The 13,786-nt window shown below is 63.7% G+C and carries 13 protein-coding genes; 4 read left to right on the top strand and 9 right to left on the bottom strand.

The genetic code is table 11. The features are described 5' to 3' along the window. Complete coding sequence (locus Q5H89_RS11675) at positions 1-543, top strand: hypothetical protein (protein ID WP_305019499.1); 543 nt, start codon at positions 1-3, stop codon at positions 541-543. A 28-nt stretch (positions 544-571) separates the two neighbouring features. Here the strand turns inward: Q5H89_RS11675 and Q5H89_RS11670 are convergent, their stop codons facing one another. Further along, on the bottom strand, positions 572-1,195 hold the full coding sequence (locus tag Q5H89_RS11670) for a hypothetical protein (RefSeq protein WP_305019498.1): 624 nt from the start codon (positions 1,193-1,195) through the stop codon (positions 572-574). Between the two features lie 94 nt (positions 1,196-1,289). Here Q5H89_RS11670 and hemB point away from each other — a divergent pair, with 94 nt between their 5' ends. The 3 genes from hemB to Q5H89_RS11655 all read left to right on the top strand — a co-directional run bounded on the left by hemB (position 1,290) and on the right by Q5H89_RS11655 (position 3,683). Beyond that, positions 1,290-2,276, top strand: a complete 987-nt coding sequence (gene hemB, locus Q5H89_RS11665; RefSeq protein ID WP_305019497.1) for a porphobilinogen synthase — start codon at positions 1,290-1,292, stop codon at positions 2,274-2,276. A gap of 164 nt (positions 2,277-2,440) precedes the next feature. After that, entirely contained in the window at positions 2,441-2,956 is a 516-nt protein-coding gene (locus Q5H89_RS11660) for a GNAT family N-acetyltransferase (protein ID WP_305019496.1), read from the top strand. Between the two features lie 4 nt (positions 2,957-2,960). Continuing rightward, a complete protein-coding gene (locus Q5H89_RS11655; RefSeq protein WP_305019495.1) occupies positions 2,961-3,683 on the top strand; it encodes a DUF92 domain-containing protein in 723 nt (240 codons plus the stop codon). A gap of 137 nt (positions 3,684-3,820) precedes the next feature. Here Q5H89_RS11655 and Q5H89_RS11650 read toward each other — a convergent pair whose 3' ends face one another. The 8 genes from Q5H89_RS11650 to Q5H89_RS11615 all read right to left on the bottom strand — a co-directional run bounded on the left by Q5H89_RS11650 (position 3,821) and on the right by Q5H89_RS11615 (position 13,769). Further along, the gene (locus Q5H89_RS11650) at positions 3,821-4,417 is read right to left on the bottom strand and encodes a hypothetical protein (protein ID WP_305019494.1); all 597 of its coding nucleotides are present in this window, start codon (positions 4,415-4,417) and stop codon (positions 3,821-3,823) included. Positions 4,418-4,719: 302 nt separating this feature from the next. Further along, positions 4,720-5,418 (bottom strand): hypothetical protein, encoded by a 699-nt coding sequence (locus Q5H89_RS11645; RefSeq protein WP_305019493.1) that lies wholly within the window; start codon positions 5,416-5,418, stop codon positions 4,720-4,722. 33 nt (positions 5,419-5,451) lie between these two features. Beyond that, the gene (locus tag Q5H89_RS11640) at positions 5,452-6,867 is read right to left on the bottom strand and encodes an APC family permease (RefSeq protein ID WP_305019492.1); all 1,416 of its coding nucleotides are present in this window, start codon (positions 6,865-6,867) and stop codon (positions 5,452-5,454) included. 47 nt (positions 6,868-6,914) lie between these two features. Continuing rightward, a complete protein-coding gene (locus Q5H89_RS11635; protein WP_305019491.1) occupies positions 6,915-8,501 on the bottom strand; it encodes a vWA domain-containing protein in 1,587 nt (528 codons plus the stop codon). Between the two features lie 95 nt (positions 8,502-8,596). Then, complete coding sequence (locus tag Q5H89_RS11630) at positions 8,597-8,995, bottom strand: DoxX family protein (RefSeq protein WP_305019490.1); 399 nt, start codon at positions 8,993-8,995, stop codon at positions 8,597-8,599. Further along, positions 8,985-9,491 carry a phosphoheptose isomerase gene (locus Q5H89_RS11625; protein WP_305019489.1) on the bottom strand — a complete coding sequence of 169 codons (507 nt, stop codon included), beginning with the start codon at positions 9,489-9,491 and terminating at the stop codon, positions 8,985-8,987. The genes Q5H89_RS11630 and Q5H89_RS11625 overlap by 11 nt, the downstream gene beginning before the upstream one ends. Positions 9,492-9,667: 176 nt before the next feature. Further along, positions 9,668-9,892 (bottom strand): PID-CTERM protein-sorting domain-containing protein, encoded by a 225-nt coding sequence (locus tag Q5H89_RS11620; RefSeq protein ID WP_305019488.1) that lies wholly within the window; start codon positions 9,890-9,892, stop codon positions 9,668-9,670. A 76-nt stretch (positions 9,893-9,968) separates the two neighbouring features. After that, positions 9,969-13,769 carry a DUF4331 family protein gene (locus tag Q5H89_RS11615; protein ID WP_305019487.1) on the bottom strand — a complete coding sequence of 1,267 codons (3,801 nt, stop codon included), beginning with the start codon at positions 13,767-13,769 and terminating at the stop codon, positions 9,969-9,971. Between the last annotated feature and the right edge of the window lie 17 nt (positions 13,770-13,786).

Genomic DNA, 13,786 nt, shown 5'->3' with positions numbered 1-13,786 from the left:
ATGCGAAAACTTTTCTTTCTGGTGCCAGCGCTGCTGCTGGCGGGCTGCCGCGGCGAACAGGTTGCTTTTCAGTTTCAGCCCGCTACGGCCACGTCGGGGCCAGTGGCCGCCGCGCCGGCCGCAACTAGCCCCGAGATAACGATTGTAGCGGCGGCAGCACCCCCCGAAGCCACGGCGACGCCCAGCACTAAGCTACCGGCACCACCAGCGCAACGGCTGCGCCCGCGCCGGCTCGCCGTCGCGCTTAAAGCTTTGCCCCAAAGCACGTTACTTACCCTAGCCGCGCCGGCCAAAGCTAGCTGGCAGCTTACGCAGCACCTGAGGCGGCGGCACGCTACCGAGGGCGAGGCCGAAAATGGGCTGGGCCGGGTGGCGCTATTTTTTATTGGCGTAACGCTGGCGGTGCTGGCAGGCCTGGCCGCGCTGTTTGCCCTCATTCCGGGCGTGAGCTTTTGGGGTGGGCTGGGGCTGGCAGTGGGCGCGCTGGTGGTACTGTTTCTATTGTATAGCCTGGTAAGCGGCGGCAAGAAAAAGAAGGCCTAGCCGCGTAGCTTCTATTTACATGGCCTCCCTACTGAATGGGTGTGGTGGCACTACCGGTTTGCACTGCGAGTGTATCTACCCCAGTAATTTCAGAAATAACGTTTTCATTTAACTCGTTGAATAGAAAGCCTGAAGTGCGATTAAAAGGTGTTGCGTTGGGCTTAATCAAGTAGTACTGAAAGTAAGGAAATCGCATTTGCTTGCCTTCCTCATAGCCGACCAGCACCTTTTGAGTTGTGCCGAGATAGTAAGGAGAACCGATAATAGGCACTCTGGGAGCGGCGTATTTCTGCATGTTCCAAACTAGCTCATCTCTTTTATAGATTAGCTCTGCCTGCGGGGAATAAAATAGATACTGGTTACCCTTTTTTATCACTGAATACCGGGGGCCAACCGGACCTATTTTCACAGTATCAGAATTAATAAATATAACCTTCTCACTAGGGTCAAAAACCAAGACATCAGGAAACCTGTCAGCCGAACGCTTCCGAAAATTTGCCTTCACGGTGGCGTCCATAATTTCCGCCTGATTGGTAAAGAGGCGAAAGCCCGGCGTTTCGGGTGGGGCGTCTTTCTTCGCGCAAGAAGCAACCAGGCCGCCCACGCCAAGCACCAGCGCCAGGCCACTCACTTTCTGAATAAGTACTACCATGCGATAATATTACGCCACTAGCAGCTGGCGCCGCAATCTTTTTGGCCGGCCCACTGGTTATGGCTACTTATTCGCCTCATTGGTTCTGATTCCTATGATTCCAACTCATCGCCCCCGCCGCAATCGTAAGTCGCAGGTTATCCGCGACATGGTGCAGGAAACGCGCCTCACCACCCACGATTTTATTTACCCGGTTTTTGTAGTTGAAGGCCAGAACCAGCGCCTCGAAGTGAAGTCGATGCCCGGCGTGTACCGCTACTCGGCCGACCGCATTATCGACGAAATTGGGGCCGCTGTGGAGCTGGGTATCCACTCGTTCGCGCCCTTCCCGGGCCTGAGCGATGCGGTGAAAGACCCGCTAGCCCGCGAATCGACCAACATGGACGGCCTCTACTTGAAAACGGTGGCCGACATCAAGCGCCAGTTTCCGGACGTGGTGCTGATGACCGACGTGGCGATGGACCCCTACTCCAGCGACGGCCACGACGGCGTGGTAAACCAGGAAACCGGCGAGATTCTCAACGACGCCAGCCTCGAAGTGCTGGGCCAGATGGCCTTGGCTCAGGCCCGCGCCGGTGCCGACATCATCGGGCCCAGCGACATGATGGACGGCCGCGTGGCCTGGATACGCGACGTGCTCGACCGCAACGCGTTCTCGCACGTCAGCATCATGAGCTACACGGCCAAGTACGCGTCGGCCTTCTACGGCCCGTTCCGCGATGCGCTGGACTCGGCGCCTAAGAAGGGCGATAAAAAGAGCTATCAAATGAACCCCGCCAACCGACTCGAAGCATTACGCGAGCTGCAGCTCGACGAAATCGAAGGCGCTGACATGGTGATGATTAAGCCCGCCTTGAGTTACCTCGATATTATTCGGGAGGTGAAAAACAACACCAACCTGCCCGTGACGGCCTACAACGTGAGCGGCGAGTACGCCATGATAAAGGCCGCCGCCCAAAATGGCTGGGTCGATGGCGAAAAAACCATGATGGAAGTGCTGATGAGCATCAAGCGCGCCGGCGCCGACGCCATCCTCACGTACTTCGCCAAGGACGCGGCCGAGGTGCTGCGCCGCGGCTAGGTTTCTTAGTCCAAACCAGGTAAAGCGAACGTCATGCTGAGCTTGCCGAAGCAGCTTGCTCGCATCGCTAGGGTCACTCCTCAACGATGCAAGCAAGCTGCTTCGGCAAGCTCAGCATGACGTTCTTTTTGACGGTTAATTTTTGTTAGGCAATTCCAGATACTATGACAACTGACTTGACCTTGCGCCGCGCTACGGCGGCCGACCTGCCGGCCATCGTGGCGCTGGTGCGCGCCGTGGTGCCGCTAATGAATGCCAGCGGCAACATGCAGTGGACCAGCGAGTACCCCAACGAAGCAGTTTTTGCCCAGGACATTGAGCGCCAGCACTTGTGGGTGGCCGAGCGCCTGGGCGAGCTAGAAGGCGTGGCCGCCCTCACGCAGGACCAAGACCCCGAATACGCCGATGCTGACTGGGATGCCGCCGCGCCGGCCTTGGTGACGCACCGGCTGGCCGTGGCGCCCGCCGCCCAGGGCCGGGGCGTGGCGGCCGCCCTGCTGCGCCAGGCCGAGCACGAGGCCCGCCAGCTAGGCCTGCGCACGCTGCGCGTGGATACCAATTCGGAAAACGTGGCCACGCAGCGGCTGTTTCCGAAGCTGGGCTACCGCTTTGCGGGCGAGATAAAGCTGGCGTTTCGGCCGGGGCTGCGCTTTTTTTGTTACGAAAAGCGGCTAGGCTAGCCTTATGCCTACTTTACTCCGCCTCGGCTTTGTGTTAGTGTTGCTTGGCCTGGGCATGGGCTACAGCGCGCGGGCAGGCAAGCTGACGACGGCCGCCGTGTGGGTGGGCGGCGCGCTGGGGCTTCTTATTTACTTGGGCACGGGCTTTGGCGGGCTGACGCTGCTGGCCCTGTTTTTTGGGCTGGGCACGGTTGCCTCCAGCTGGCGCGTGGCCGACAAGCGCCGCCTGGGGCTAGCCGAAGAAAACCGGGGCCGCCGCACTGCCGGCCAGGTAGTGGCCAATGCCGGGGTGGCGGGCCTAGCAGGCCTGCTGGCCTGGCAGTGGCCGCCCTGGGCGCCGCTAGCCCACCTGATGCTGGCCGGCAGCTTTGCCGCCGCCACCGCCGATACCCTGGCCTCGGAGCTGGGCAACGTGTACGGCCGGCGCTACTATAACATCCTCACCCTGAAGCCCGACACGCGCGGCCTCAACGGCGTGGTGAGCCTGGAAGGCACGGCCCTGGGGCTAGCAGGCACGGCCGGGCTGGCGGCCTGCTACTGCCTGGGCGCCGGGTGGGGGCCGGCCTTTTGGTGGCTGCTGGTGGCGGGCACCGCCGGCAACCTGGCCGACTCGGTGCTCGGGGCCACGCTGGAGCGGCGGGGCTACCTGCGCAACAACGCGGTCAACTTCCTCAACACCCTCACCGGGGCGCTGGTGGCGGGCGGGCTGCGGCACTGGCTGGGTTGAGTTAAGGGCAGCGCCAGCCCGGCGCCGGGCTGGCGCTGCGGCTACCTGCCGGCGCCCGGGTTGGGCCACCGCTGTGCGGGCGCAATTCGGCTAGCGGCCCAGCCGGGGCGCTTGTTCTTTTGCCACAAAAAATAGCTTCAATTCAGGCCTTTAGCTGGAGAAAAATCTTTTTTCAGCAGCCTGGCAAACTGTTTTTCCAGGTTGAGCGCATCCAGCGGCTCGGTTGTGGCGAGGGGCGGCGAGTGCTGGTAGTAGACAATGGCGTGCCGCTGCTGGTCGTAGATGAGCAGAAAGATATTCGATTTCGGCTGCCCGTCTGTAGTGGGCGAGTTTCCGGCGCTGCCTCCCAGGCGGGGCTGGTCAGTAAGCAGGGGGCGGCTCCGCTTCGGAATAAACGTGAGCCCGCTCGCTACCGTGAGCAGGGCATAGCGCTGGCTTTGCTGGCTCAGCAGGTAGTCGAGCACCGGCAAATTGGCTCCGCTGGCCAGCTGCCAATGCGCCTCAATACCCAGTACCGCGTCGTAGAGTTCTTTACGGGCTTGCAGCAGAAGCGAGTCCGGAATCGTGACTTCCTGGCGCAGCCGCAGCGCGGCCCGGTGCTGTAGCAGCGCCAGGCTCAGGAGCCGCGCCGATTCGAGGGTGGCGGCTTTATCGGCGGTGGCCGGCGAAAAATTGCGGCTGACGGCTACCGTAGTCACGGGCGAAACGAAGGCCAGGTCTTGCGCCAGGGGCATTCGAAAACCGCGGTACACCAGGCTGCTAGCTGTGCAGCCAGCCAGCAAGGCACTTGATAACAGCGCGGTAAGTAGCTTACACACAGTCAAGAGAAATAAGCATAGCCACAGGAAGAATGCCTAAAAAGTGCCTCGCTTTAACTCTGAAAAAGAAGCGAGCTGTCACCCGTTGGGCAACGAAAACAGCAAATCTGCTACCTATAGCTTCGGATAATCGCTAGCCCTCTCAACCCACCTATCGGCAAGCTCAGCGGCCCAGGGCGCAGTGCTACCAAACAGTACCCTGGCAGCCCGCCGCGCGCTTAGTGCGGTACTACCGGAAAATCTTTGCGTAGCATTTGGCTGAATTGCCCTTCCAGGCTAGCCTCGTCCAGGGGGTTGTGCTCCTCCGTGGGCACCGTACTGGTGTAGTAGACAATGGCTTGGCGCTCGCGGTCGTAGAGAAAGAGGTAAATGTTGGACTTTGCGTGCGCGACGACCGGCCCAGGCCCAGGCGTGCGCACGGCCGCAGGCAAACTGCGGTTACCCGACTGTGTTCGTCGAATATCGTACTTCGTAACCTCTTGCGTGAAGCCCGCAGCGGCCGTCACCAATGCATAGCGTTGGTGCTGCTTATCAAGCACGTAATCCAGCACCGGCAGCTGGGCGCCGCCGGCCAGGCGCGGGTGCGTCTTGATGCCTTCCACGGCCCGGTAGATTTCCTGGCGGGCCGCCGGCCGCAGCGAGTCGGGCACGGCCAGCTCTTGCTGCAAGCCCAGCTGAAAGCGGTGCCGCACCAATGTCTTGCGCAGCAGGCTTACCGAGGTGGCCGTGGCCTGCGAATCGACCACCGTGTGGTAGCCCGTGCGCACAATGGCTACCGCCGACATGGGTGGCGTAAAGACCAAGTTCTGCACTTCGGCCAGCCGAAAGCCGGGCCGCAGGTAGCTGGTAGAAGCACAGGCCGAGAGCAAGCCCGCTAGCCCCGCCACCGCCAGAGAAGGAAGAAGCGTGTTTCTCATCGGCGCTAAAGTAAGCGGTAATCACTAGTACTGCTATACTTGCGCCCTCTGCCTTTCATAAGGCCACTTGCCCTGTCGCTTGCTCCAGAGCAGAAAAGCCAGCGTGCCCAGCGCCATCATGCCCAGCGCCGCAAACTGGAAATAGAGCTTGAAGTGGAGCCCGCCCCAGCTCACCTCGGCCGGCGCGATGCCCGCAAACACAGCTAGCCACACGATAACGGCCACAATAACGGGCAGCGGGTAGAGCGGCATTTTGAAGGGCAATGCCGCCGTGCCGCGCCGGCGGCGCAGCAGCACCAGCCCCACCGCCTGCCCCACAAACTGCACCAGAATGCGCATGGCCAGGATAGCCGAAATGACCTCTCCCAACCGAAACAACAAGCTGAACACGAAGCCCACGCCCCCCAGCAGCAGCAGCGACACGTAAGGAAACTGCTTGGTGGGGTGCAGCTTGCCAAACACGGGCAGAAACTCGCCATCGGCCGCCGCCGCGTAGGGGATGCGCGAGTACCCTAGCAGCACCGCAAACAGCGAGGCAAACGCCACCAGCAGCACTAGTGCCGTGGCCGCCTGCGCGGCGGCCGGCCCGTAGAGCCGTTCCATAAACACGCTGATAATGAACTGCGACTTATCGCCGGCGCCGGCCTGCCAGCCCTGCACTTCCTCCCACGGAATGACGGTGCCCACGCTCCAGTTCAGCAACAGATACAGCGCCGCGATGCCCAGGATGCTCAGGAAAATGCTGCGCGGAATGACGCGCTCGGGCCGCACGATTTCGGCACCTAGGTGGCACACGTTGTAGTATCCTAGGTACGAATAGATGGTTTTGACGGCGGCCTGGCCCATCGCCACGCTCAGCAGCAGGGCGGGCAGCTTGCCCACGCCACCGGCCGGCAGCCAGGCCACCGGGTGGTTGGCGTGGGTAAGGCCGCCGAAAATCAGCCAGCCCATGAGCCCCAGCACGCCCACCCACAGCGTCACGCCGAGCTTGCCAATGTCCTCGATGCGGCGGTAGAGCAAGGCTATCAGCAGCAGCACCACCGAGCCGGCCACCAGCTTGGGCTGCCACCACAAGGGCAGCGGCACCAAGTAGCTGAAATACTGCGCAAAGCCAATGGCGCCCGAGGCCAGCACCAGCGGCGACTGAATAAGCGTTTGCCACACGTAGAGAAACGACATGTAGCGGCCCCATTTCTGCTCGCCGTAGGCTAGCTTGAGAAAGCGGTACGAGCCGCCCGCCTCGGGGTAGGCCGCGCCCAGCTCGCTCCAGATGAGGCCATCGACGGCGGCCAGCGCCGCACCTACCAGCCACGCCAGCAGGAAGTTGGGCCCCATGAAACCCATCACGAGCGGCAACGTCACGAAGGGCCCGATGCCCACCATGTCAATCATATTGAGCGCCGTAGCCTGCACTAAGCCCAGGCGGCGTTGAAGAGTAGGCTGCGACATAGGCGGCGAAAGTAGTAGCGCGGACGAGGTAGTCCGCGCTACTAACCCTAGCGGAGGCTGGCGGTTGGGTTGGCCGCCGTTATTTCCTGGGCTCGCTGCACCAGGCGGGCCAGCTCGGCGCGGGCGCCGTTGGGGTCGGCGGGCCGGCCGGCCTGGGCTAGCTGGGCGGCGCTTTCGTAGGTGGCCGTGCCGCGCTGCGGGCTCTGGCGCAGCAGCAGCCCAAACTCGGCCACGGCGGCGGCCAGCTGCTGGTCGGCCGAAGCCTGGGCGATGGGCCAGGCGGCCCCGGCCAAGGGCTGGGCCAGCAGCTGGCTAGGGCCACCCTGGGGGGCCTGGTAGCGCAGCTTCACGGTAAGCACGTCGGCGGCGTCGGTAGTGGACAGGGCTGATGGGCTAGCCGGGCCGGGCTGATATTTCAAGTTATCAACCAACGGCTTATCCGAGCCCACGGGCACAATTTCGTAGAGAGCCGTGACGGTGTGGCCCGCGCCCAGCTCGCCGGCGTCTTTGCGGTCGTTGTTGAAATCTTCGTTGGCGAGCAGGCGGTTTTCGTAGCCGATGAGGCGGTAGTCGGCCACCCGGTTAGGGTTGAACTCGACTTGCAGCTTCACATCCTTCGCTACCGTGAAGAGCGTGCCGCCAAACTGCGCCACCAGCGTGCGCTGGGCCTCGTCGAGGGTATCGAGGTAGGCGTAGTTGCCGTTGCCCTTGTCGGCCAGCAGCTCCATGCGGCTGTCGCGCAGGTTGCCGCGCCCTACGCCCAGCACGGTCAGAAACACGCCCGATTCGCGCTCCTGCGTAATGAGCTGCTCCAGCGCCGCATCGGAGGTTTCGCCCACGTTAAAATCACCATCCGTGGCCAGGATAACGCGGGTATTGCCTTCTTTCTGAAAGTTTTGCCGGGCCACGGCGTAGGCCAGGCGCAGGCCCTCGCCGCCCGCCGTGGAGCCGCCCGCCTCCAGCCGGTCAAGCGCGTCGAGAATGGTGGCTTGGTCGGCGCCCGAGGTGGGCGGCAGCACCAGGCCGGCCGCCCCGGCGTAGGCCACCAGCGCCACGTGGTCCTGGGGCCGCAGCTGGCGCACCAGCAGCTGCAGGCCGGCGCGCACCAGCGGCAGGCGGTCGTCGCCCTGCATCGAGCCCGACACATCAATCAGAAACACCAGGTTGGCGGGCGGCAGGCTGGCCGTTTCTACTTTTTTGGCCTGAATGCCGATGCGGGCCAATTGGTGGCCGGGCGCCCAGGGGCAGTCGCTCAGCTCGGTGCTGATGCGCACCGGGTCGGGGCTGGCGGCAGCCGGCGCGGGCAGCTCGTAGTCGAAATAGTTGAGCAGCTCCTCCACGCGCACGGCGTCGGGCGGGGGCAGCTGGCCATCGGTCAGGAAGCGCCGCACGTTGGCGTAGCTGGCCCGGTCCACGTCGAGGCTGAAGGTGCTCAGCGGCTCGCGGGCCACGGACCGGAAAAGATTTTCGTCAATCTTGGCGTAGGTATCGCCTGTTTCGGCAGCCGCGGGCGGGGCTAGGGCCTCGGCTGGGGGCGGGGCCTGGTAGGGAGCCGTTACCAGCTCGGTTCTCTCGGTTTGGTGGCAGCTGGCCAGCGCAAAGGGCACGGCGAGCAGGCAAAGCACTTTTTTCATGGCTTATCCGGGGGTAGGGAGGTATCTGAAAAAGGGCTCTTCTGCGCAGAAGTCAGTCCGCCTTATAGTACCCGGAAGCGGCAATAAGTAACCCGCTAGCCCCGCCAAATTGCTACCCGCCACACGGCCCACATCAGCAGCGGCTGCAGCGGCAGGCGCGCCCACAGTACCCAGGCCGGGATGTGCAGCGCACCGGCTAGGCCCACCATGTATACATTGGCCGGAAACACGGCCGCAAGCAGCGCCAGCAGGCCCCAGCCAGCAAGGCGCCGGGTAGCGGGCAGCAGCAGCCCCAGCCCACCCACCACCTCGGCTGCGCCGCTCAGCAGCACCAGCAGCCCGGGCGCGGGCAGGGCCGGCGGCACGATGCGCAAAAACGGCGCGGGCCGGACAAAATGCAGCACGCCCGCACTCACGAACAGCAGCGCCAGCCCGTAGCGCAGCCAGCGGCGGCCGCTGGGCTCGCGGGCCGGCGCGGCGGGGCTAGCGGCCAAAATCGTCCTGCACCCGCACGATGTCGTCCTCGTCGGAAGGATTGTTGGCGTCGGTGTGCTGCCAGATTTCGGCGATGACGCCCCAGCCGGCCAGGCCCACCAGGCGGTGGCGCTCGCCCTGGGCCAGCAGGATGCGCTCACCGGGCTGATACGATTTTACTTCGGTTTGCTCGTCGGTGTCGCTGATGGCCACGCCCACGGGGCCTTCCACCACCTGCCAGATTTCGGCGCGGCGGTGGTGGTACTGCCAGCTCAGGCGCTGGTGCGGGGCCACAAGCAAAATCTTGGGGCTGAGCTGGCCCGCAATGCGCAGCTTGCCCACATCGAGGCCATTGAAGTACACGTCGGCAAACTGCTGAGCCTGGCTTTCATCAAGCACGAAAAAACCGCCCCAGGGCCGGTTCGGGTCGTGGCGGTCTACGCGAAAGCCCTGGGCGCTGAGGCGCTCGGCAATGGCCTGAAAAAGTTGCTGTTTTTGCGGGTCGGAAGCTGGCATAGGAAAAGTAGCTAGGTGATACGCGCCGCCGGGAGCCGGCCAGGAGCAAAGCTAGCGGCCTCGCCGCTACTGGCCGCCCGCCGGGTCTCAATAAAGCCGGCGTAGGCACTTTAGCCAACAAAAACGCCGGCCCCTCCCCTGCGGAAAGAGCCGGCGCGCAAGAGAGGGCCAGGGGGCTAGCGCGCCTTCCGGCGGTCGCGCAGCTTTTTCAGGCCAAAGGCTACGCCGCTGGCCAGCAGCAGGGAGGCACCGCCATCAATGGGCACCTGGGTTGGGTCGGGCGTAGTGTTGCCGGGCGTGGGGCCACCCGAGCCGGGCGCCTGCGCCCGCGCCGCCGTGGCAGTCAGCAACAAGCCTATGGCCGTGGTGGCCAGGGCGTTGAGAAGAAATTTATTTTTCATGGAAGGAAAGCTGGAAGGGGAAAAGTGCCTTTGGGCCGGCTAGCTACCCGGGCAGGGCGGCTAGCCGGCCGGGGCGCTACTGGGCTACTACTACGCGCTTGGTTACTTGGTTATCGCCCGATTTGAGGCGGAGCGTGTACACGCCCAGCGATAGGTACGACACATCGAACTGGGCCGAGGCACCGGCGGCGGTCATGGGCAATACCTGCTGGGCCACTTGCTGGCCTAGCTGGTTGAAGAGCGTGGCCGTAACGGCCTCACGACCCAGCTCGGCGGGCACTACCACCGTGAAGCTGCCCTTGGCGGGGTTCGGGAAAAGCTTCACCTGATTGGCCACGGCGGCAGGGGCCGTAGCGAGCGGTGAGGCGCCGAAGAGCAGGCTAAAGCGGCCGGGCAGCGAGGCCGTATTGGCCGTGAAGCTATAGACGGCCTGCTTGCTGAGGTCGATGCGGGCGCCGGTCTGGGTATCGAGCAGGTACACCGGCGTGGCCGAGCTGAAGTTGAGCAGGTCGATGGCATTCAGGCTGTAGCTGCCGGGGCCCGACACCTGCACGTTGAGCGGCACCGTAACGGTAGCACCCGTGAACGGGGCCAGCCCGTTGATGGATAGCTCCTCGTTGGTAATCAGGCTGCTAATGCTCATGCCCGACGAGTTGGGCAGCTTAAAGGCGTCGAAGCGCGGGTCGAAGGCGGCCGTGGCGCCCTGCTCGAAGTACACCGTGGTTTCATCGATGAGCGGCGTGCTGCCCTGCAGGCGCAGGCGCACCTGGGGCCGGGTATCGGCGGCGGTGCGGTTGAAGCTCGGCGTGGTAGCGAAAGTGGTCACGCGCACATCGTTGGTGAGGGCGAAGCTGGCCATCTGGCTAGGCGTCGTCACGCGCTTAAAGAAGCCCTGCATGGCGGCCACCAGCGGGGTGCCGCCGCCCATGCCATTGACGTAGCTGCGGTACTGGCCCACGTACTGGCCGGTGCTTTGGTACACGTACACGGCGGCGTCCATGTTGGTGCTGGCAATGCCACCCGTCTGGCTCAAATCGATGGGCGACGGATAGGGGTTGCCCAGCAGCTGCCAGCCGCTCTGCGTTTGGGTGCCACGCGCCAGGCCGGCAATGCTCTGCGGGCCGTTGTTGAGCGTACCCATCAGGTCTACCGTCGAGCTGGCCGCGATGTTGAGGTCGTAGCCGCGCAGCGGCGTCATCACATCAGTAGCCTGCGGCACGAAGAAGCCCTTGTCGAAGTCAATCGAGCCCGCGCTGCCGCTGGTCGTCACGCGGCTCTGGTCGTAGGCATACACGTTCGGGAAGGGCGTCACCAGGTTAGGGGTGGTCGACGTGTTGTAGGCCGTGTTGTAAATCGGGCTGAAGCCGGCCGTGGTAGTCAGGTCGCTGAGCGTGGTGCTGGTCACCGGCGAGCTATAGTGGCGGTAGCCGGCCCCGGCGTTGAAGAAGGGGTCGATGGCGCGCTGCATGGTAGCCGGGCCGCTCACCACGCCGTTGGTGTTCACCACGAGGGCGGTGCCGGCAGTGGGCGTCGAGAGTAGCGTCAGCATCTGGCTGCTGCTGGTGGTCAGGTTGCCGTTGGTAAGGGCCACGGCCTGGGCCACGGCCACCCCGCCATTGTTGAGCGTGAGGCCGGCGGCATTGTTCACCGTGAGGCTGCGCACGCGGCCCGGCAGGCCGGCGCCCGAGGTCTGGGCATCCGAGCCGATGTACTCGTAGCTGGCATCGTTGGAGAACGAGCGGCTGCCGGTAAGCTGAATGGCGCCGCTAGCCCCGGTGGCAGCAATGCCGTCGGTGGCGCAGATGCGCAGCGTAGCGCCGGCTTGCAGCACAAAGCTGCCGCCGCCCGTGATGGCCTGGCAATTGGTAGCCAGCACACCGCGCGTGCTCAGGGTGCCGCCGCTTTGCACCGTCAGCGTACCGTTTACCACAATGGGGCCATTAAACGAGGCTACGCCGGTGCTGGTGATGGTGATGTTGTTATACGTGCCAGCTTCTACGGGCATGGCGGTGCTCACCGTCAGGTCGGGGGCTACCACGGTGTTGGTGGGGCCGCTGGCCGGGCTGGTGCCGCTCCAGGGCGTTTGCAGGAAGGGGAACGTGGCCCGGATGGTCGTATCGTTGCGTTCTACGCCGGTAGTGAAGGTCAGCACTTTACCCAGCTGCGCCGTTACGGGCGAGGGGCTAGCCGTGGTAAAGTCGTCGTACCACAGGCCGATGGCCGCCAGCACCACGCCGCTCACGGCTTTCAGCTCAATCTGGTCCACGGCGTCCTCCAGGCGGCGCCCGTTGGGAAAGCCGTCCATGTTAGGGATGCTCTGCAAGCTGGCGTCCTTGTTATAGCGCGGGTCGGTGAGGCCGAGTACCGCGGCCTGCAAGAGCCCCTGGTTGCTGAAATCGGCCGAGGTGCGCGGGGTGGCGGGCACGGCCATGTTCAGGCGCAGCATGTCGCCAATAACTGGCAGAAAGTTGTTGATGAACGGCTTACCGGCCGTGAGCGGGTTTACGCCATTGCCGCCGGAAATCAGCGCTTTGCCGGTAGCCAGCTGGTAGGGCGGCAGGTTGGGCACACCGGTATGGAAAATGGGCTTGATATCGACCGAGCGCGGGCTACCCGACTGGCCGCTGTTGAGTAGATACTCGCCGAAGCCGGCCGGCGAGGGCGCAAAGGCAGTGCCGGCATTAGAGCCAGGGGCCGCATTGTACAAGGCACTCAAGCCCGCCGCACCGTTGCGGAAGTCAAAGCCATTGGCCGGAAAGCCGGGCTGGCCGGCCAGCGACTTGGTTTGGGTACGCAAATTGGCCAGGCCCGGCACGGAGCCGCCAAACTTGCTGTCGTCCAAGTACAAGCCCAGCTCGGGGTTCTGGAGGTAGCCATCGGTTTCGGCGGCCTCGTTGCCGGGGGTGCGGGCGTTCCAGGCATCCTTGGCCCCAACGGGGTTAATCACCTCATTGGTGAGCGGCATACCCAGGCGCGATACCTGCACCCAGGTGCCGCTGTTGGTGGGGTTGGCGGTGCTGCTCAGCGTTTGCATAGCGGGCCGGCTGGCCGAGGCCCACACCCCAATCACGTAGTCGGGGTCCAGGATATTGGCCGCCTGGTCGATGGTCTTACCCGTTTTTTGCAGGTTCTCGACCGGAATGCTCAGCGCGATGGCGTGGCAGTTTTTGTGGCTCAAACCATCGGTAGGCGTGCCTGCCCCGCCCGAAGCCCCCCGGATGTTGGCCAAATCAAAAATGGCCCCCAGGTCGGCAAAAAACGGGTCGTCGGCCGGGCCGCACAAAATGCGCTCGCCCGTGCTGGCCAGCGTAATGGCGTTCAGGCGGCGGTCGGTGTAGCTCGTAGCCGAGTTCAGCCCCGCCCCGCCGTTGATGGAGCGCGGCCCAATGTTATTGGGCGGCACCACGCCGCCCGTAACGATGGTAGTCGTGCCGCTGGCCGTGATTTTATCGCAGGTATACGTAGTTCTCAGATTCTGCGCCCCCAGCCGGATGTTGAAAAACGTGCTAGGGTCTTGGTTGGTGCGCGTGAAGGTGAAGCGGTACGTGACGTCGTCGCCCGTGGTCGCGGTGTTGTTCTTGACGTGAATCTCGTAGCGCACATTCTCGCCAAACGTCGAGTAGTTCGGCCCGCCCTGTGGCAGCTCAAACGGGATGTAGTTGGCGATGATGATGATTTTGCCGGCGTCGTTGGGGTCTTTAAACGCGTAGAGGTCGGTGTTGTCGGCCACCGGGTCGTCGGCAATCAGCGGAGCTTCGCGGTGCGAAGAAGCCTCCAGAGGCGTGTAGCGAAGCTGGCTCCAGGTGGCCAGGCCCGCTACGGCCGCGGCCGCAAAAGCGGGCAGCGCGACGTAAGCGCGTAGTTGTTTGGAAATCATTTGAGTAGACGATAGCA

Origin of the sequence: Hymenobacter cheonanensis (genome assembly GCF_030581075.1) — a bacterium.
Taxonomy (GTDB): Bacteria; Bacteroidota; Bacteroidia; order Cytophagales; family Hymenobacteraceae; genus Hymenobacter.
The sequence above is the reverse complement of the archived record's forward strand: the minus strand, read 5'-3'. Positions and strand labels throughout refer to the sequence as shown.